We start from the raw sequence: 17,935 nt of genomic DNA, 5'->3' as shown, positions 1-17,935 counted from the left end.
GATGAGACAACTTAAAATTACGAAGCAGGTAACCAATAGAGAAACCGCTTCGTTAGATAAATATCTACAGGAAATTGGTAAGGTAGACTTAATTACTGCCGACGAAGAAGTTGAATTAGCTCAACGTATTAAAGCTGGCGACCAAATAGCTTTAGAAAAACTTACAAAAGCAAACTTACGTTTTGTGGTTTCTGTAGCAAAGCAATACCAAAATCAAGGTTTAACATTACCTGATTTAATTAACGAAGGAAACTTAGGGTTAATTAAAGCTGCACAGCGTTTTGATGAAACTCGTGGTTTTAAATTTATATCGTACGCCGTTTGGTGGATTCGTCAATCTATTCTTCAAGCATTAGCAGAACAATCGCGTATTGTACGTTTACCTTTAAACAAAATTGGTTCTATTAATAAAATTAATAAAACATTTGCGTTTTTAGAGCAAAGCCACGAACGTCCACCTTCTGCAGAAGAAATTGCTAAGGAGTTAGACATGACAATTAATGACGTAAAAGAATCGATGAAAAATTCTGGTCGTCACGTAAGTATGGATGCGCCTTTGGTTGAAGGTGAAGATTCTAACCTTTACGATGTATTAAACTCTGGCGAATCACCAAACCCAGATAAAGAATTATTACACGAATCTTTACGCACAGAAATTGAACGAGCTCTTGAAACTTTAACACCTCGTGAAGCAGATGTTATTCGTTTATATTTTGGCTTAGGAAATCAACACCCAATGACGCTTGAAGAAATTGGAGAAACTTTCGATTTAACTCGTGAGCGTGTACGCCAAATAAAAGAAAAAGCTATTCGCAGATTAAAACACACATCTAGAAGTAAAATATTAAAAACATATTTAGGTTAGTAAGTTTTTTATGAAATTTACGACTAAATAAAAGTAACAACAGTTTACACATAACTGTTCGTTTTTTGATTGATGAAAGAACCCGCGGCTGATTACCGCGGGTTTATTTTTTATAAAATCAATAGTATTTAAGTGTTTTTGATTATTTTTAAAAGCCAATTAAACTAATACAACCAACCATCAATGTTTAAAACTATATGCTATTTAAGTGATGTCCGCATTAAAGAATTCAATGAAACATTAAGTTCTTTTTACCATGGAATAAAACAAAACAATAAAAAAAATAATATAACTGGCGTTTTAATACATAAAGACCATAATTTTTTACAAGTTATGGAAGGCGAAACTAAACAAGTAGACCTTCTTTTTGAAGTAATTAAAAAAGATAAAAGACATCAAAATTTATTTATAATAATTAACACAAATACAGAACAACGCATTTTTGAAGATTATAACTTTGGCTTTACTATTGCCAACTCTAACAAAGGCTTGAAAGATTTGTATCAATATTTAGAGTGGCTTAAAACTGCTAATAGTAAAGATGCAAATAGAGTGATTTTAATGGTTGAACAATTTATTAATAGCTAAAGCTAAAAATTTGTAAATAAATTGTTAATATTTTTATAATTTTTCCTACAAATTAAAATAAAAAACACTAACTTTACTTCATGTTGAAAACGATTTCTTATACAAGTAAAGTAAAACCAGGTTTAAGTATTCTTTCCGCTGAAATGCTATTTAAAGAAACCGTTAGTAATAATGTTAAACATAATATAACTGGAGTACTTGTAAAAAATAAACATGTTTTTTTCCAAATAATTGAAGGAGATTCTGATTTAATTAATCAATTATTTAAAAAAATCACAAATGATTCTAGACACAATAATATTATTCAGCTAGTTAATCGTTCTATATCTAGTCGAAGCTTTAGTAACTTTAACGCAGGATATACAGTTATAGAAGACTCAGAATCCATATACGAACTTCATGATTACCTTTTAAAGCTAAATTCTATACAAGCAGAAAATAGCTCACTTTTTTTAGAAATTGTTGAAGAGCTTTTAGAAGCTGTTCAATAAAAATATTAGCTTTGCAATAAAGAATTACTTATTAAAATGTCTAATAAACTAATAGCACCCTCTGTTTTAGCTGCAGATTTCGCAAACTTACAACGCGATATAGAAATGATTAATAATAGTGATGCCGATTGGTTTCACATAGACATTATGGATGGTGTATTTGTACCAAACATATCATTTGGCATGCCTGTTTTACAAGCCATAACCAAATATGCTAAAAAAACTATTGATGTTCATTTAATGATAGTTGACCCAGATAGATACATAAAAACCTTTGCAGAACTAGGGGCTAATTATTTAACCGTACATTTTGAAGCTTGTACGCATTTACACCGCACTTTACAAGCTATAAAAGCAGAAGGAATGAAAACCGGAGTTGCTTTAAACCCGCACACCAATGTAAACCTTTTAGCAGATGTAATACAAGACATCGATTTAGTTTGCATTATGAGTGTTAATCCAGGTTTTGGCGGACAAAGTTTTATTGAGAACACTTACAATAAAGTGGCTCAGCTTAAAAGTCTTATAACAGAAAAAGGTGCTAATACCTTAATTGAGATTGATGGTGGTGTTAGCGATAAAAACAGCAAAAAACTTACAGATGCAGGCGCAGATGTATTAGTTGCTGGAAGCTTTATTTTTAAAAGCAAAAATCAAACACAAACCATTACCAATTTAAAACAAAGCGTAAATAATTAAAATTGATTTAATAACAGCTTTATTAAATCTGTTGTAGTTATAATTCCTATTAACTTATTGTATTTTATAACAGGAAGAGCATGAAACTCTTCTCGTGAAAATATTTCGGCAGCCTCTTTTACGCTACTTGCTGCTGATATGGTTACTATATTTTCTTTCATAACTTGGTTAATCGACATATTGTAAACCATAGCATCAACCTCGTTATTTCCTGCTAAATTATAATCGCAAAAACTTAAACGCTGTAAATCTGTGTAACTTAACATACCTATAACCCTATTACCTTCTACTATAGGAATATGGCGTATATGGTGTTTTTTAAACAACATATCGGCCTTTTCTAAACTATCTTCTTTTTGTAATGTTATAACGGGCGTGGTCATTAACATTGAAACTGGAACCTTTCGTATCATGACATTTTATATTTTTATTTGATTAAAATTATAAAATGTATACACTAAAATTTATGATAATTGTCATGAATAAAACTTAATAGCCTGCCACTTCAAAATTAAGCATTTGCCTAATTTTATAATAAATCTCCGGAAACTGACTTTTAAACTCCGATGGTGTTTCTATAAAAGTTTCTAATGCTACGGCTAAAAATTCAAATTGATTTGTATAAGCGTAATCTCTAAAATATTTAGATTTCACTAAACTGCTTTTCAAATATTCTTCACTATGTAGTAATTTTGATAATTCGGCAAATGTATCACTAAATATTATAGAGCTAACATCGCGAGATTGTATACTGTTTATTTGAATAGCATGAGTAAATTCGTGTATTCCTAAATTTATATTATCATCTTGAATGGCATAGCCTTTTTTAAAATCTTTCCAGGATAAGACTAGCGACTTTAAACTTGGGTTGAATTCTCCTTTATTATAGGTTTGATTTGTAGTTGAAAAAAACACGTCGGGATACACCACAATTCTTTCAATGGAAGGAATTAAATATTCACGAAAACCAAAAGTTAGCATTGCAGCTGTTGCCGATATTAATATTTTCATCTCTTCAGTAACCTCCACGCCTTCTCTTCCTAAAAAGTCCTTATCATTTTTAAATCTAATTAACCTATGTTCAAAATATTTTTGCTCCTTAAAAGATAATCGTGAATAAAACTTAAAACTATTTTTTAAAAAATTACGGTCATTTACATTTAACTGCTTTAAAATAATATAAAAATGATTAAAAAACGGCTTTCTATATTTTACTACATAGGCAGTTTCTATTAACTTAAAACTATAGTTAAAAACAAGCCCAAGCAAAACGATTATAAAACCAATAATAATAACTTGAGAGGACGTATTTAAAGTATTAAACAAAAGTATGTAGGTTAAAGTTTGTTTCTGTAAAATTACATTACTTTTTTATATAAACTGTTTTTATGTTTACAAATTCTAAAATTCCTTCTTTTGATAATTCTCTACCATAACCTGAAGCTTTTGTTCCTCCAAAGGGTAATCTTGGGTCAGATTTAACCATATCGTTAACAAACAAAGCGCCGTCGGGTATATTTCCTATTTCTTTATATACACTATCTACATTTTCTGTAAAAATCATGGTACCTAAGCCAAACCTTGAATTTGCAGCCAATGCAATGGCTTCTTCATTATTTTTTGCTTTTATTATAGCTGCTACCGGACCAAAGGTTTCTTCCTTAAAAACAGGCATATCTGGAGTTATTTCTGTAACAATTGTAGGCTCAAAATAAGCTTTATGGCGTTTGTTTCCGGTTACAATTTTGGCTCCCATTTTTACAGATTGATTTACTTGCTCCTCTAATTCTTCTGCCAAATCTTCTCTAGCCATAACCCCCATAAAAACGTCCTTATCTTCAGGGTTACCAGACTTAAGCTCTAAAACACTTCTAGTAAAACGCTCTAAAAATTCATCGTAAATACCTTCGGATACTATAAAACGCTTGGCTGCAATACAACTTTGCCCGGTATTTTGCATTCTGGCTTTTATCATAGTTTCTAGATGTTCATCTAAATTAGCATCATCAAAAACTACACAAGCATTATTTCCGCCTAACTCTAAAACCGTTTTCTTTAAATTTTTACCAGCAATGGCTGCTACACTTCTTCCTGCAACTTCGCTCCCTGTAAGTGTAACCGCTTTTACAGTGTCGCTGGCTATAATATCTTCAATTAACTCATGGCCTATTAATAAGGTTTGAAAACACCCTTTTGGATAACCTGCCTCCTCAAATAATTCTTGAATAGCTATAGCAGTTCCCGACACATTAGAAGCATGTTTTAATAGCCCAACATTTCCTGCCGTAAGTGACGGAATAGCAAAACGCATGACTTGCCAAAACGGATAATTCCATGGCATAACAGCCAAAACTGCCCCTAAAGGATCGTAGCTTATAAAACTTTCGTGAGCATCGGTTTCAATTATACTATCTGCTAAAAACTCTTCGGCATTAGTAATATAAAAATCACAAAGCCAAACACATTTTTCAATTTCTGCAATACTTTGGCTAATGGGTTTTCCCATTTCTGCAGTCATTAATTTAGCATACTTTTCTTTATTATCTTCCATTAAGTTAGCTAAATTTTCTAATAGATTTACTCGTTCTTTAATCTCTATTTTACGCCAATCTTCAAAAGTTGAATCTGCCTGTTTTAAAATACCATCAATATCTTTTTTAGTATGATATTTATATGTTTGTAAAGATTCTTGGTTATACGGATTTATAGTTTCAATTTTATTTTTCATAGTAATACTGTTTTTATTTGAAATTACACATAATGCTTTAAAGTCCATATTCTAAAAGACTGTTTAACATAAGTTTATTAAAACATTGTAACTTCTTTAAGAATGTTTTTACGTAAATAATGGTAACTTAAAATAGTTGAAAAATTAAAGTTTAATCATTAAAAAAAACAAGATTATGAGTAACAACACAAATTCTGCATTAGGACTTTTATTAGGTGGAGCTATAGGTGCCACATTAGGAATTCTTTTTGCTCCAGATAAAGGAACCAACACTAGAAGAAAATTAAGAGAAGAAGCTGAAGCTGCTAAAGACAACATAGCTTCTACAGCCGAGGATTTAAAAAATCAAGTAGCAAGTACATTAACTACCAAAAAAGCAACTTTAGATGCCCAATTAGAGCATGTTGTCTCTGATGCTAGTTATAAAGCTGAAGACGTGATTACTACGTTAGAAAAAAAGCTTAAAGATTTAAAAGATAAGAACAAAAAACTACAGAAGTAATATGTCGGTTTTTGAACATATTAACGAAACCTCAAATAAAGCTATAGATAAAGGCGAAGAATATTTAAAAAAATCGCACGAATTTTACAGGTTAAAAGTATTTCAACAACTAACCTCATCTATGAGCCTCCTATTTAAAACTATTTGCATGGGAGCCTTAATTCTTGTAGCATTTTTATTCTTAGCTATATCGGCAGCGGTAGCTATTGGTAACGCTTTAAATAGCGTACCTTTAGGCTATTTAATTGTTGGTGGTGTATTTTTATTATTATCTATTATATTTTATTTCGCTAGAGGTTTTATAAACAATATAGTGATACGCTCACTATCTAAAACTTTTTTTGAATAATTATGGTAAAGCAATACAAAAATGAAGCAGATATAAAACGACACCTAAAACAATTAGATCTTGAAAAACAAATTGCATGGGAGGAATTAAAAAGCTGTAAAAACGATTTTAAAGAAACTTTACAACCTTACCACTGGATGCAAACAGGGTTTAGCATTTTAAAAAAATATAGCATTATGATGCTAGTAAAAAAAATAATTAAATAACTTAATAAATATAATCGCCCACATATTAAAATATGTGGGCGATTTGTTTTTTTAAAGAATTTAAATATCCCTTAAAGCATAGCTTTAAAATAAAAAACTCATGCTTACAAATTCAAGAAAATTGGTTACTACTAACTTATTTAGCAATTGAAATATCGGGATTAAATATCCCGCAAAGCTCCGCTTTGAAAATAAAAAACTCCCACTTACAAATTCAAGCGAGCTTGATTTGACGTGGAAGTTTTTTATTTATTCGTGACCGCGAAGGGATTCGAACCCCCAACCCTCAGAGCCGAAATCTGATATTCTATCCAGTTGAACTACGCAGCCATTATTTTAATTTAAGCTAATTTTGCTTTAACTATGCTAGATATAGTTTTACCATCGGCTTGCCCTGCAAGTTCTTTGCTAACAATACCCATAACTTTACCCATATCTTTCATTCCTTCTGCTCCAACTTGCTCTATAGTTGCAACAACAACTTTTTCAATTTCTTCTTCACTTAACGCTTCTGGTAAAAATTGCTCTATTACTTTAGCTTCTGCCAATTCTGGTTCTGCTAAATCCTCACGACCTTGCTCTGTAAAAACTGCTGCACTATCGCGACGTTGTTTTACCTGCTTTTGTAATATTTTTAGTTCTTGCTCTTCTGTTAATTCTTCTTTAGCTCCACTCTCAGTTTGTGCCAACAAAATTGCAGACTTTACAGCTCTTAATGCTGTTAATGCTGTTTGATCTTTAGATTTCATAGCGTTTTTTAACGCTGCCATAACTTGTTCTTGTAAACTCATTATCTTATTTTTTAGGATTGCGAAGATACTAAGATTCTAATTTTTTAAGAAATAATACAGCAAAGAAAAACCCGAAAAGGTGAGAGAAACATTTCGGGTTTAAAGCTAATTAATCAATTAAAAATATTTTAATCTACATTATCATGCAGAAAAGAATTATTTGTACGGATTTGTATATCGTCGTTATCATTTAAACCAATGCTTGTTCTAGACATATTGTTAGTTTCTGACGAATGTCTTGCTGCATTTAAATCGACGCCTTTACGTTTGTAAGCCGGTATTTTTTCAATATCCTCTATTTTCGAACTATTAAACTTATGGTTAAAGTCTTTCATTTTACGACGTCGCTCGGCTGCTCTATCTTTTAAAACTTCAGAAATTGGTGTATTCATAGGATCTACATCTTCAGTTTGCGGTGCTTCTTCAACAGGTTTTCTAAGCACTTTTTTCTCGAAAATTACATCCTTATCTACAGCTTCAATAATTTCTTTTTTAGCTATGGTTTTGTTTGATGGTGTTTGCTCTTCTTCATTAAAATCATCAAGTGAGTATCTAATATTCCCTTTTGAATCTTGATTTGCTTCTGGAACTATTTCTTCAAAAGCTTCCACCTCTACATTATTAATTTCTTCATCGTTTAATTGATGAGAAACAACTTGTTTTTCTGAAGTGGATTCTTCTTCTTTTTTATCAAATAAAGGCAAATCAAAAGTAAGTGTAAATTGCTTTTCTTCTTCATCTTCAACAAACTGCTCTATTTTCTCTTCTTGCAATGTTGTAACAGGCTTAATTATAAAGTCTTCGTCTTCAAAATTAGCTTGTACTTCATCGCATACAACATCAATATTTTTTATTAAATTAGATGTAGGAATGATATCAAAATCTTCTTCTAAATCTATAACAGGCTCTACAAGGCGCTGCTTGTTAATCATGCGTTTTTCAATATCACTTAACTCATCTGGCTCTTCATCTACATTTAATGTATGACGAACAATTGGTGGTTCCTTTTTCTCTTCTAGCTCGATAACTGGAGCAATTATAACAGGTTCTGTTTCTTTTGTTTCAATCTCTGCCTCTGCACTTGCTCCTAAATCATGTACAACTCGTTTGGTTTCTGTGTTAGAAATTTCATCTTGTTGCTCTACATCAAAACCTGTTGCAATAATGGTTACTGCAATTGATTCCTCTAGAGTTTCATCTTCACCAACACCCATTATAATGTTAGCACCATGTCCTGCTTCGTTTTGAATATGATCATTAATTTCACCAATTTCATCAATGGTAATTTCGTGCGAACCTGAAACTATAAGCAACAATACATTTTTAGCCCCTCTAATTTTATTATCGTTTAACAATGGAGAATCTAAGGCTTTTCGAATAGCATCTTGAGCACGATTTTGGCCTGAAGCCAAAGATGATCCCATTATAGCGGTACCACTATTACTTAATACCGTTTTAGCATCGCGCAAATCGATATTTTGAGTATAGTGATGTGTAATTACTTCGGCAATACCACGAGCAGCTGTGGCTAATACTTCGTCTGCTTTAGAGAAACCAGCTTTAAAACCTAAGTTTCCATAAACTTCACGTAGTTTATTATTATTTATTACAATTAAAGAATCTACTACATCTCGTAATTTCTCGATACCTTTTTGCGATTGCTCTATACGCATTCTTCCTTCAAACTGAAAAGGCATAGTTACAATACCAACCGTTAAAATATCTAAATCTTTAGCCATTTTAGCTATTATTGGTGCTGCACCTGTACCCGTACCACCGCCCATTCCAGCTGTAATAAACACCATTTTAGTGTTAGTGTCTAACATAGTTGTAATGTCATCAAAACTTTCAATAGCTGCTTGCTCTCCAATTTCTGGGTTAGCACCGGCACCTAAACCTTCGGTAAGGTTTACACCTAATTGAATTTTGTTAGGAACACCACTATTTTGAAGGGCTTGTGAATCTGTATTACAAATGTAAAAATCGACACCTTTAATACCTTGCTGGAACATATGATTAATGGCATTGCTACCACCACCGCCAACACCAATTACCTTAATGACGTTAGATTGGTTTTTTGGTAAATCGAATGAAATGCTTTCGAATTCTTTGTTACTGCTCATAAAATTCTGTTTTCGGGGTTTTGTACTTAAATATTTTTAATTCTTTGGATTATTTTATTCGGCATTATCTAGAAAGTCTTTTACCCTTTGGGTTAACTTATCTAGGAAGGATTGCCTTTCTTTTAGAGGTTGCACCTCTTGCTCTTCTATTTGAGTTTCTTCTGTATCTTCTATTTTATCTTCTACTACTTGTTGACTTTGGCGGAATTCGTTCTTTTTTCGTTCTTGTCTCTTTATACCATCAAGAACTAAACCAACAGCAGTTGCATACAACGGACTTGTTAAATCCTCCTCACTGTTGCCTGCTAAATGTTCGTTTGGATAACCTATACGCGTATCCATTCCTGTAATATACTCAACCAACTGTTTTAAATGTTTTAGTTGACTACCTCCACCGGTTAACACTATACCTGCAATAAGTTTTTTCTTTTGTACTTCGTGACCGTAATTTTTAATTTCAGCAAAAACCTGCTCTACAATTTCTACCATTCGGGCATTAATAATTTTAGAGAGGTTTTTTAAAGTAATTTCTTTTGGTTCTCTTCCGCTTAATCCTGGAATAGAAACAATTTCATTGTCTTTATTTTCTCCTGGCCATGCAGAACCAAATTTTATTTTTAATAATTCTGCCTGCTTTTCAATTATTGAACAGCCTTCTTTAATATCTTCTGTAATTACATTTCCACCAAAAGGAATAACTGCTGTATGCCTTATTATTCCGTCGCGAAAAATGGCTAAGTCTGTTGTACCACCTCCTATATCAATTAATGCTACACCAGCCTCTTTTTCTTCTTGACTTAATACAGCATTTGCAGATGCTAATGGTTCTAGAGTAATGCCTTCTAGATTTAAACCTGCACTTTGTACACACCTCCCAATATTTCTGATAGAAGAAACTTGACCTACAACAACATGAAAATTAGCTTCAAGCCTGCCACCATACATACCTATTGGTTCGCGTATTTCGCCTTGACCATCTACTTTATATTCTTGTGGTAATACGTGTATAATTTCTTCACCAGGTAACATTACCAATTTGTGCACTTGGTTTATTAACCTATCAATATCATCATCATCAATAACTGTGTCTGATGTGGTGCGAGTAATATAATCGCTATGTTGCAAGCTGCGAATATGCTGTCCTGCAATACCAACGGTTACATCTTCTATTTTAACGTTTGCCGCTTCTTCTGCTTGTTGTACGGCTTGTTGTATAGATAATATGGTTTGTGTAATATTATTAACTACACCACGATGTACACCTAGACTTTTAGATTTACCAATACCTAAAATTTCAAGTTTACCGTATTCGTTTTTTTGGCCAATCATGGCCACAATTTTAGTGGTTCCTATATCTAATCCAACAGCAATATTATGCTCCATCTCTTCCTTATGTGTTTCGCCTTTATTTAATCCAGCTGATTGATAATTTTCCATGGCTTAAATTTTGGTACAAATTACTTGGTTTTCAAACTGCAAATTAACAACACTGTAATTATTAAGTGTTTTTTCTTTTGAAGTTTTTTTATAAAATGCTTTAAGGTTATTTACTTTTTTATCTATAAACTCAACATCTCCCAATTTTACCATAAAATTACATTGACGTAATTTTAGGTAAAGCTTTTCGTTTTTATCTTGATGAATTTCGTAAACATGCGTTTTTAAAAAATTATCGTTTGTAACTTTTTGGGCAACCTCATAGAGGTTTTTTAAGTTATTTTTTTCTACATAACCAGTAATTAATGGTACTCTGGCCGAAAAATTACTTGATAATGGCATATATTCACCATCAGTATCAATATAATATGACACCTTTGTGCTTACTCTTGCAATAGGTGTTTTTTGCTCGACTTCGGCATTAAGTGTACCGTCTACAGACAAATACACTTCGGCATTTTTAATCATGGCGTTAGACTTAAGGGCATTTTCCAACACGTTCAAATCTAAAGTTTCTTTGGTTACATTTTTAAGAGCTCCATAATTTTGTATTAACAATTTACTAACATTATCACTGGTTATAAACAAGTTATCCTCGCCTAAGAAATTAATTTTAGGTTTAGGAATATTACGTTTTGCATTTTTTCCAGATGCAAAAGCAAATAAAAAAACTACTAAACCTAGCAATAAAATCATTTTTATGTAATGCCACTTAATTTGCAATCTGTAACGCGTTTTTTATGTGTTCTACTTCTGCTCCAATATCTCCAGCCCCAATAGTTAAAACTATATCGGCTTGAGTTGATTTAATTTCGTTTATTAAATGTTCTTTACTTACGAGTTTTTTATTGTTATTATCTATTTTGCTTAACAACCAACTTGAGTTCACACCTTTAATAGGCAATTCTCTTGCCGGGTAAATATCTAACAAAAACAACTCATCAAATTTTGCTAAACTAATTGCAAACTCGTCTGCAAAATCCTGAGTTCTACTAAACAAATGTGGCTGAAAAATTGCCAAAACTTTTTTATTAGGATACATTTCCCTTACCGCTTGGTGTACCGCATTTATTTCTTCAGGATGATGCGCATAATCGTCTATAAAAACCAAATCATCCGTTTTTATATGATATGAAAATCTACGCTTAACTCCTTTGTAAGATGCTAATGCTTTGGCGAGCTGCTGGTGAGGGCACCCATACTCTACAGACATCGCCAAGGCTATTAAAGCATTCGACAAATTATGTCTCCCAGGCAGGTTAAAGTGTAAATTTTTAAGTACTGCTTCTGGTGTTTTAACATCAAAAACATAAGTACCATTTTCTATTTTGATATTTTGCACAGAATAATCAGCATCATCTTCAATTCCGTAAGTTATTCCCTTTAAAGGCAAACCATTCTTTACAAACAATTTACCATTGGGTTTTAATTGTTTTGTAAAATCTTCAAACGATTTTGTTAACTCATCTTTACTTCCATAAATATCTAAATGATCGGCATCCATAGAAGTTATACAGGCCAAGTTTGGAGAGAGAGTTAAAAATGATCTATCGAACTCATCGGCTTCAACTACCGAAACTTCATTGCCTTTTAAAATTAAATTTGAGTTATAATTCTCTGTTATTCCACCCAAAAACGCTGTTAAAGGCACATTACATTCATGCATTAAATGCCCTAAAATACTGGTTGTTGTTGTTTTACCATGTGTTCCTGCTACGGCTAAACAAAATGTATTTTCGGTTATTAAACCTAATACTTCAGAACGCTTTAAAACCTGAAAATCATTATCAAAAAAATAATTTAATTCTCCATGAATTTTAGGAATAGCAGGCGTGTAGACTACTAAGGTGTCTTCATTTTTAAATGATGATGCATAAGATGCATCGTCGCTATAGTGAACTTTTACACCTAAAGCTTCTAAACTTTTAGTTATTTCGGTTTCAGTTTTATCGTAACCTACAACCTCTTTATTATTAGCATGAAAATAACGCGCTAAAGCACTCATGCCTATACCGCCAATGCCAACAAAATAAATAGTATGTATATTACTTAAATTCATTACTTTTTTAATAGGTTTTCAACCTCTTTTACAATATCGTTTGTTGCATTTACCAATGCTAATTTTTTAATATTTGCCCCTAAAACTTTTTGCTTTTCTGAAGAAGATACCAATTGTGAAAATTTATTTTGAAAGTCGGCATCTAAATCTTCTTCTTTAATTAATAACGCTGCATCCTTCTCTACAATCGCCATAGCGTTTTTAGTTTGATGGTCTTCAGCTACATTTGGAGACGGTATAAATATCACTGGCTTACCAACAATGCATAATTCGGAAACCGAACTTGCTCCCGCACGAGACACTATAATATCTGCAGCAGCATAAGCAAAATCCATATTATTTAAAAACTCGTAAACTTGCACGTTTTTTGTATTGTTATAAATTTTATACTGCTGATAATACAACTTACCACATTGCCAAATAATTTGGACATTTTGCATGTCTAGAAAATCTAATTCCTTTTCAATTAATTGATTAATACGTCTTGACCCAAGACTTCCGCCTATAACTAAAAGTGTATTTTTACCATGTTTTAAATTGAAGAAGTTTTTAGCTTCAACAGTTTTATCTTCTATATTTAAAAGCCCTTTACGAACCGGGTTTCCTGTTTTTACAATTTTATCTTTTGGGAAAAAACGCTCTAAACCATCATAGGCTACACATATTTTATTAACTTTTTTAGCTAACAATTTATTAGTGATTCCCGGAAATGAATTTTGTTCTTGTATTAAAGTTGGAATACCTTTTGAAGCTGCCACATGAAGTAGCGGACCACTCGCAAAACCGCCTGTACCAATGGCAAAGTCAGGTTTAAAGGCACTTACAATTTTACGAGCTTTCCACAAACTACTAATCAATTTTATTGGGAACATGGCATTCTTCAATGTCAACTTACGCTGAATTCCAGAAATCCACAAGCCTTCTATATTATATCCCGCTTGTGGCACTTTTTCCATTTCCATTCTATCCTTGGCGCCTACAAACAAAAATTCAGCATTTGGGTAACGTGATTTTAACTCGTTAGCAATGGCTACAGCAGGATAAATATGACCTCCTGTACCACCTCCGGATAAAATAATTTTATATGTTTCTTTTTTTGTCACTAATTCGTGATTATTTACACTTTTAAAACTTTAATCGAGTGCTTCGCTTAAAACCTCTAAAGGGTTATCTTCTATATTTTCTTGTTCTTTAATCTCTTCTCTTTTAGCACTTACACTTAGAATAATACCAATAGCTAAGCAAGTCATCCAAATAGAGGTACCACCACTACTAATTAATGGCAAGGTTTGCCCCGTAACCGGAAATAACTCTACTGCAACAGCCATATTTATTAAAGCCTGAAAAACAATGGGCAAGCCTACACCGAGCACTAATAATTTCCCGAAAATAGTATCTGATTTTTGTGCCACAATTACAATTCTGAACAACAACCACAAATACAAAATCATGATTGTAAAGCCACCTATTAAACCATACTCCTCAATAATGATGGCAAAAATAAAATCGGATGATGATTGTGGTAAAAAGTTTTTTTGCATACTTTTTCCAGGACCAACACCTTTTATACCGCCCGTTGCTATAGCTATTTTTGCCTTCTCAATTTGATAATCGGATTCTGTATCTTCTGGATTTGAAAAACTTTCAATACGCCCCATCCATGTATCAACACGGTTGGGCATAGCATCGGGAAATGCTTTTGCTGCTAGCACAAACATTGTTAAAACCAACACCCCGGAACCCACAATTACAGCCAAATACTTTATTGGATAACCTCCCAAGAAAACCAACATCAATACCATTAAAAACATAATAGCTGCTGTTGAAAAATTCGCTGGCAAAATTAATATAAGTATTAAGAAAACCACTAACCAAAGTGGTAAAATAGTTTCTTTAAAAGTTACATTTTTATCTTTAATTTTAGACATGTACCTGGACACATAAACCATTAAAACAACAGACGCCAGCGTTGATGTTTGAAAAGACATACCTACAAATGGTATTTGTATCCATCGGCTAGCATTTGCACCCGCGATAGTTGTTCCTTGAAGCATGGTAATAGCTAAAAGCACCAACACCACCGGTATCATGATTAAAGACAACCCTCTAAAATATCGATAAGGTATTTTATGCACACCAAACATTATAACAAAACCAAAAAACAAGTGCATAAAGTGTTTTACAAAAAAGGCAAACGTATTTCCTCCACTTTTATAAGCTAAATTACTAGCCGCACTATACACTGGCAAAAACGATAAAATAGCCAACAGCGCAACAATTGCCCAAATTAACCTATCTCCTTTTATGTTTTTAAATAGTGCTTGCATTCTTTATTTCTTCCTTCTTAAAAAGAACTTTTATTTTATTGTTTCTTATTTTCATTTTTTAACCTAAATACACTTCGACTGAGCTCAGTGTGACACACTAGGTTTATAAATTTCTTACAGCGTTTTTAAATTGGCGTCCTCTATCTTCGTAATTTTCAAACAAATCAAAACTTGCACATGCTGGTGACAACAATACATTATCTCCAGACTCAGCCACTTTATAAGCAATTTTTACAGCTTCGCTCATAAATTCTGTTTCAACAATAATATCAACCATATTACCAAAAGCCTCAAACAACTTTTTATTATCTACACCTAAACAAATAATAGCCTTTACCTTTTCATTCACAAATCGAAATAACTCTTGGTAATTATTTCCTTTATCTACACCACCAACAATCCAAACGGTTGGTGCATCCATACTTTCTAAAGCAAAATATGTTGCATTTACATTGGTTGCCTTAGAGTCGTTAATGTATTTTACTTTGTTGATTTTTAGCACTTCTTCTAAGCGATGTTCGACACCTTGAAAATTCTCTAAACTCTCACGAATAGTTTGTTTTCTAATTTTTAATAAATGAGCAACTGTTGAAGACGCCATAGCATTCTTTACGTTGTGCTTCCCTTCTAATGTCAAGTTTGATGTCGGCATAATTATCTGGCTTTTTTCTATTGTTATTATTATGTTATCGTTCTTTAAATACGCGCCGTTTTCTATAGTCTTAGTTAATGAAAATGGCAATAATGTTGATTGAACTGGGTTGTTTTTTAAATGATTAGTAATAACTTCATCATCGGCATCATAAATCAAATAATCCTCTTTTGTTTGATTCATTGCTATTTTAAATTTTGAAGCAATGTAATTTTCAAACTTATAATCATATCGATCTAAATGATCGGGTGTTATATTGGTTATCACAGCAATTTTTGGCTTAAAATCTTTGATATCATCCAACTGAAAACTGCTTATTTCCAGCACGTAATTATCAAAATCCTCCTCTAAAATTTGTTTAGCAAAACTGTCGCCAATATTTCCCGCAAGCCCCACATTTAATTCTTGTTTTAAAATATGATGCGTTAAACTTGCCGTAGTAGTTTTACCGTTACTCCCGGTAATTCCAACAACTGTAGCATTTGTAAATTTTGATGCAAATTCAATTTCTGAAACCACAGGTATTCCCTTTTCACGAATTTGTTTTACCAAAGCCACTTTATCTGGAATTCCTGGGCTTTTCATAACCACATCGGCATCTAAAATTTTAGATTCGCTATGCTGCTCATCTTCCCATTCAATCTCATTATGTATAAGAACTTCTTTATAGTTTTCTTTAATTTTTCCTTTATCTGAAACAAAAACATCGTAACCTTTTGCCTTTCCTAAAAGTGCAGTTCCAACTCCACTTTCTCCTCCACCAAGAATTACAAGCTTTTGTTTTTTCATTTAATTTTTACTTTTTAATACTTGAAACACTTCGACTGCGCTCAGTGTGACATTTTATCTGATTTTTAAGGTTACTATTGAAAGAATAGCTAACAAAATACCCACAATCCAAAATCGTGTTACTATTTTACTTTCATGATATCCTAATTTTTGATAATGATGATGTAGAGGCGACATTTTGAAAATGCGACGACCTTCTCCATATTTTTTCTTGGTATATTTAAACCAACTTACTTGCATAACCACAGATAAATTTTCAGCTAAAAAGATGCCACACAACACAGGAATTAACCATTCCTTACGAACTGCAATAGCTATTACAGCAATAATACCACCTATGGTTAAACTACCAGTATCTCCCATAAATACTTGCGCTGGATAAGTATTGTACCATAAAAATCCGATTAAAGCTCCAACAAAAGCTGTGGTATAAATGGTGATTTCTTCCACCCTTGGGATGTACATTATATTTAAATACTCTGAAAATATGATGTTACTAGAAATCCAAGCAAAAATGCCTAGTACTAGAACTATTATTGCAGAAGTACCGGCAGCTAAACCATCAATACCATCAGTTAGGTTTGCGCCGTTTGAAACCGCCGTGATTATAAAAATGGCGACTATTATAAAAATGACCCAAGCGTATTTTTCAAGGCTCGGACTAATCCATGTAATTAAATCGGCATAATCAAACTCATTTCCTTTAAAAAATGGAATTGTAGTTTTTGTTGATTTTTCTTCTGGCTTAAATAATTTTGATGGGGCTATTTCAGGGTTTTCTGCCAACAGCACTTGTTGTTGTTCTACAGGTAACTTTTCTTTCATAGTAACCGCAGGGCTAAAGTATAATGTAGCTCCTACAATAACACCCAGACCAACTTGCCCCATTACTTTAAACTTACCTTTTAAGCCTTCTTTATCATTTTTAAACTTTTTAATATAATCGTCTACAAAACCAATAACTCCCATCCAGAGCGTAGTAACAATTAATAGAATGATGTATACATTCTCAAGTTTTGCAATAAGCAATACCGGTATTAAAGTGGCAATTATAATAATGATTCCACCCATGGTTGGCGTACCTGCCTTTTCTGCCTGACCCGATAAACCTAAATCGCGAATAGTTTCTCCCATTTGCTTTTTTTGTAAAAAACCAATGATGCGCTTACCGTAGATAGTTGATATTAATAAAGACAATATCATAGCTAAAGCCGCTCTGAAGGTTAAAAACCCAAAAAGCGTGGCTCCAGGAAACTGAAACTGTTTTTCTAAATATTCAAATAAGTAGTATAACATTCTTTATTTTTTGATTTTTTAATTACACTTCGA

At 32.5% G+C, this 17,935-nt stretch carries 19 protein-coding genes and 1 tRNA gene; 7 read left to right on the top strand and 13 right to left on the bottom strand.

Going from position 1 to position 17,935, the window contains the following annotated elements; genetic code table 11:
- Nucleotide 1: 1 nt before the first annotated feature.
- From LG649_RS08170 to rpe, 4 genes are all read left to right on the top strand, one after another.
- A complete protein-coding gene (locus LG649_RS08170) occupies nucleotides 2–865 on the top strand; it encodes a sigma-70 family RNA polymerase sigma factor (protein WP_019387909.1) in 864 nt (287 codons plus the stop codon).
- Nucleotides 866–1,048: 183 nt separating this feature from the next.
- Nucleotides 1,049–1,453, top strand: coding sequence for a BLUF domain-containing protein (locus tag LG649_RS08165; RefSeq protein ID WP_226543160.1), 405 nt, complete (start codon nucleotides 1,049–1,051; stop codon nucleotides 1,451–1,453).
- An 80-nt stretch (nucleotides 1,454–1,533) separates the two neighbouring features.
- A complete protein-coding gene (locus LG649_RS08160) occupies nucleotides 1,534–1,944 on the top strand; it encodes a BLUF domain-containing protein (protein WP_226543158.1) in 411 nt (136 codons plus the stop codon).
- A gap of 36 nt (nucleotides 1,945–1,980) precedes the next feature.
- Nucleotides 1,981–2,643, top strand: coding sequence for a ribulose-phosphate 3-epimerase (gene rpe / locus LG649_RS08155; protein WP_226543156.1), 663 nt, complete (start codon nucleotides 1,981–1,983; stop codon nucleotides 2,641–2,643).
- Here rpe and LG649_RS08150 read toward each other — a convergent pair.
- The 3 genes from LG649_RS08150 to LG649_RS08140 form a co-directional block, all read right to left on the bottom strand.
- Nucleotides 2,640–3,056 carry a CBS domain-containing protein gene (locus tag LG649_RS08150; protein ID WP_226543154.1) on the bottom strand — a complete coding sequence of 139 codons (417 nt, stop codon included), beginning with the start codon at nucleotides 3,054–3,056 and terminating at the stop codon, nucleotides 2,640–2,642. The genes rpe and LG649_RS08150 overlap by 4 nt on opposite strands.
- Before the next feature lie 76 nt (nucleotides 3,057–3,132).
- Complete coding sequence (locus LG649_RS08145; protein ID WP_226543152.1) at nucleotides 3,133–3,969, bottom strand: zinc-dependent peptidase; 837 nt, start codon at nucleotides 3,967–3,969, stop codon at nucleotides 3,133–3,135.
- A gap of 37 nt (nucleotides 3,970–4,006) precedes the next feature.
- On the bottom strand, nucleotides 4,007–5,371 hold the full coding sequence (locus tag LG649_RS08140) for an NAD-dependent succinate-semialdehyde dehydrogenase (RefSeq protein WP_226543150.1): 1,365 nt from the start codon (nucleotides 5,369–5,371) through the stop codon (nucleotides 4,007–4,009).
- A gap of 175 nt (nucleotides 5,372–5,546) precedes the next feature.
- Between LG649_RS08140 and LG649_RS08135 the strand changes: the two genes are divergently transcribed.
- From LG649_RS08135 to LG649_RS08125, 3 genes are read left to right on the top strand one after another with little or no spacing between them, the layout of a single operon-like run.
- The gene (locus LG649_RS08135) at nucleotides 5,547–5,873 is read left to right on the top strand and encodes a YtxH domain-containing protein (protein WP_044633802.1); all 327 of its coding nucleotides are present in this window, start codon (nucleotides 5,547–5,549) and stop codon (nucleotides 5,871–5,873) included.
- A 1-nt stretch (nucleotide 5,874) separates the two neighbouring features.
- Entirely contained in the window at nucleotides 5,875–6,222 is a 348-nt protein-coding gene (locus LG649_RS08130) for a hypothetical protein (protein ID WP_044633803.1), read from the top strand.
- A 2-nt stretch (nucleotides 6,223–6,224) separates the two neighbouring features.
- Nucleotides 6,225–6,428, top strand: coding sequence for a hypothetical protein (locus tag LG649_RS08125; RefSeq protein WP_226543148.1), 204 nt, complete (start codon nucleotides 6,225–6,227; stop codon nucleotides 6,426–6,428).
- Between the two features lie 256 nt (nucleotides 6,429–6,684).
- Here LG649_RS08125 and LG649_RS08120 read toward each other — a convergent pair.
- From LG649_RS08120 to mraY, 10 genes are all read right to left on the bottom strand, one after another.
- Nucleotides 6,685–6,758, bottom strand: a tRNA-Arg gene (locus LG649_RS08120).
- An 11-nt stretch (nucleotides 6,759–6,769) separates the two neighbouring features.
- Nucleotides 6,770–7,219, bottom strand: a complete 450-nt coding sequence (locus tag LG649_RS08115) for a GatB/YqeY domain-containing protein (RefSeq protein WP_226543146.1) — start codon at nucleotides 7,217–7,219, stop codon at nucleotides 6,770–6,772.
- A 128-nt stretch (nucleotides 7,220–7,347) separates the two neighbouring features.
- A complete protein-coding gene (ftsZ, locus tag LG649_RS08110; protein ID WP_226543144.1) occupies nucleotides 7,348–9,342 on the bottom strand; it encodes a cell division protein FtsZ in 1,995 nt (664 codons plus the stop codon).
- Between the two features lie 54 nt (nucleotides 9,343–9,396).
- On the bottom strand, nucleotides 9,397–10,725 hold the full coding sequence (gene ftsA / locus LG649_RS08105) for a cell division protein FtsA (protein WP_226543562.1): 1,329 nt from the start codon (nucleotides 10,723–10,725) through the stop codon (nucleotides 9,397–9,399).
- 57 nt (nucleotides 10,726–10,782) lie between these two features.
- Nucleotides 10,783–11,475 carry a cell division protein FtsQ/DivIB gene (locus LG649_RS08100; protein WP_317197654.1) on the bottom strand — a complete coding sequence of 231 codons (693 nt, stop codon included), beginning with the start codon at nucleotides 11,473–11,475 and terminating at the stop codon, nucleotides 10,783–10,785.
- Nucleotides 11,476–11,491: 16 nt separating this feature from the next.
- Nucleotides 11,492–12,838 carry a UDP-N-acetylmuramate--L-alanine ligase gene (gene murC, locus LG649_RS08095; protein ID WP_226543140.1) on the bottom strand — a complete coding sequence of 449 codons (1,347 nt, stop codon included), beginning with the start codon at nucleotides 12,836–12,838 and terminating at the stop codon, nucleotides 11,492–11,494.
- Nucleotides 12,838–13,941, bottom strand: coding sequence for an undecaprenyldiphospho-muramoylpentapeptide beta-N-acetylglucosaminyltransferase (gene murG / locus LG649_RS08090; protein ID WP_226543138.1), 1,104 nt, complete (start codon nucleotides 13,939–13,941; stop codon nucleotides 12,838–12,840). Before murG ends, murC begins: the two co-directional genes overlap by 1 nt.
- Before the next feature lie 30 nt (nucleotides 13,942–13,971).
- Nucleotides 13,972–15,165 carry an FtsW/RodA/SpoVE family cell cycle protein gene (locus tag LG649_RS08085; RefSeq protein WP_226543129.1) on the bottom strand — a complete coding sequence of 398 codons (1,194 nt, stop codon included), beginning with the start codon at nucleotides 15,163–15,165 and terminating at the stop codon, nucleotides 13,972–13,974.
- Nucleotides 15,166–15,268: 103 nt separating this feature from the next.
- Entirely contained in the window at nucleotides 15,269–16,606 is a 1,338-nt protein-coding gene (gene murD, locus LG649_RS08080) for a UDP-N-acetylmuramoyl-L-alanine--D-glutamate ligase (RefSeq protein WP_226543127.1), read from the bottom strand.
- A 54-nt stretch (nucleotides 16,607–16,660) separates the two neighbouring features.
- Entirely contained in the window at nucleotides 16,661–17,902 is a 1,242-nt protein-coding gene (gene mraY, locus LG649_RS08075) for a phospho-N-acetylmuramoyl-pentapeptide-transferase (protein WP_226543125.1), read from the bottom strand.
- Nucleotides 17,903–17,935 lie beyond the last annotated feature (33 nt).

It is taken from the genome of Neotamlana laminarinivorans, from assembly GCF_020523925.1.
Classification (GTDB): domain Bacteria; phylum Bacteroidota; class Bacteroidia; order Flavobacteriales; family Flavobacteriaceae; genus Neotamlana; species Neotamlana laminarinivorans.
Note: the sequence above shows the minus strand (reverse complement) of the source record. Positions and strands in the feature narration are given on the sequence as shown.

Excerpts from the sequence above, each read along its gene's own strand:
- LG649_RS08130 (WP_044633803.1), top strand. The coding sequence starts at position 5,875 with ATGTCGGTTTTTGAACATATTAACGAAACCTCAAATAAAGCTATAGAT.
- LG649_RS08140 (WP_226543150.1), bottom strand. The coding sequence starts at position 5,371 with ATGAAAAATAAAATTGAAACTATAAATCCGTATAACCAAGAATCTTTA.
- LG649_RS08165 (WP_226543160.1), top strand. The coding sequence starts at position 1,049 with ATGTTTAAAACTATATGCTATTTAAGTGATGTCCGCATTAAAGAATTC.
- LG649_RS08125 (WP_226543148.1), top strand. The coding sequence starts at position 6,225 with ATGGTAAAGCAATACAAAAATGAAGCAGATATAAAACGACACCTAAAA.
- LG649_RS08150 (WP_226543154.1), bottom strand. The coding sequence starts at position 3,056 with ATGATACGAAAGGTTCCAGTTTCAATGTTAATGACCACGCCCGTTATA.
- LG649_RS08160 (WP_226543158.1), top strand. The coding sequence starts at position 1,534 with ATGTTGAAAACGATTTCTTATACAAGTAAAGTAAAACCAGGTTTAAGT.
- ftsZ (WP_226543144.1), bottom strand. The coding sequence starts at position 9,342 with ATGAGCAGTAACAAAGAATTCGAAAGCATTTCATTCGATTTACCAAAA.
- mraY (WP_226543125.1), bottom strand. The coding sequence starts at position 17,902 with ATGTTATACTACTTATTTGAATATTTAGAAAAACAGTTTCAGTTTCCT.
- murD (WP_226543127.1), bottom strand. The coding sequence starts at position 16,606 with ATGAAAAAACAAAAGCTTGTAATTCTTGGTGGAGGAGAAAGTGGAGTT.
- LG649_RS08135 (WP_044633802.1), top strand. The coding sequence starts at position 5,547 with ATGAGTAACAACACAAATTCTGCATTAGGACTTTTATTAGGTGGAGCT.
- murC (WP_226543140.1), bottom strand. The coding sequence starts at position 12,838 with ATGAATTTAAGTAATATACATACTATTTATTTTGTTGGCATTGGCGGT.
- LG649_RS08100 (WP_317197654.1), bottom strand. The coding sequence starts at position 11,475 with ATGATTTTATTGCTAGGTTTAGTAGTTTTTTTATTTGCTTTTGCATCT.
- LG649_RS08115 (WP_226543146.1), bottom strand. The coding sequence starts at position 7,219 with ATGAGTTTACAAGAACAAGTTATGGCAGCGTTAAAAAACGCTATGAAA.
- rpe (WP_226543156.1), top strand. The coding sequence starts at position 1,981 with ATGTCTAATAAACTAATAGCACCCTCTGTTTTAGCTGCAGATTTCGCA.
- LG649_RS08170 (WP_019387909.1), top strand. The coding sequence starts at position 2 with ATGAGACAACTTAAAATTACGAAGCAGGTAACCAATAGAGAAACCGCT.
- LG649_RS08085 (WP_226543129.1), bottom strand. The coding sequence starts at position 15,165 with ATGCAAGCACTATTTAAAAACATAAAAGGAGATAGGTTAATTTGGGCA.
- ftsA (WP_226543562.1), bottom strand. The coding sequence starts at position 10,725 with ATGGAGCATAATATTGCTGTTGGATTAGATATAGGAACCACTAAAATT.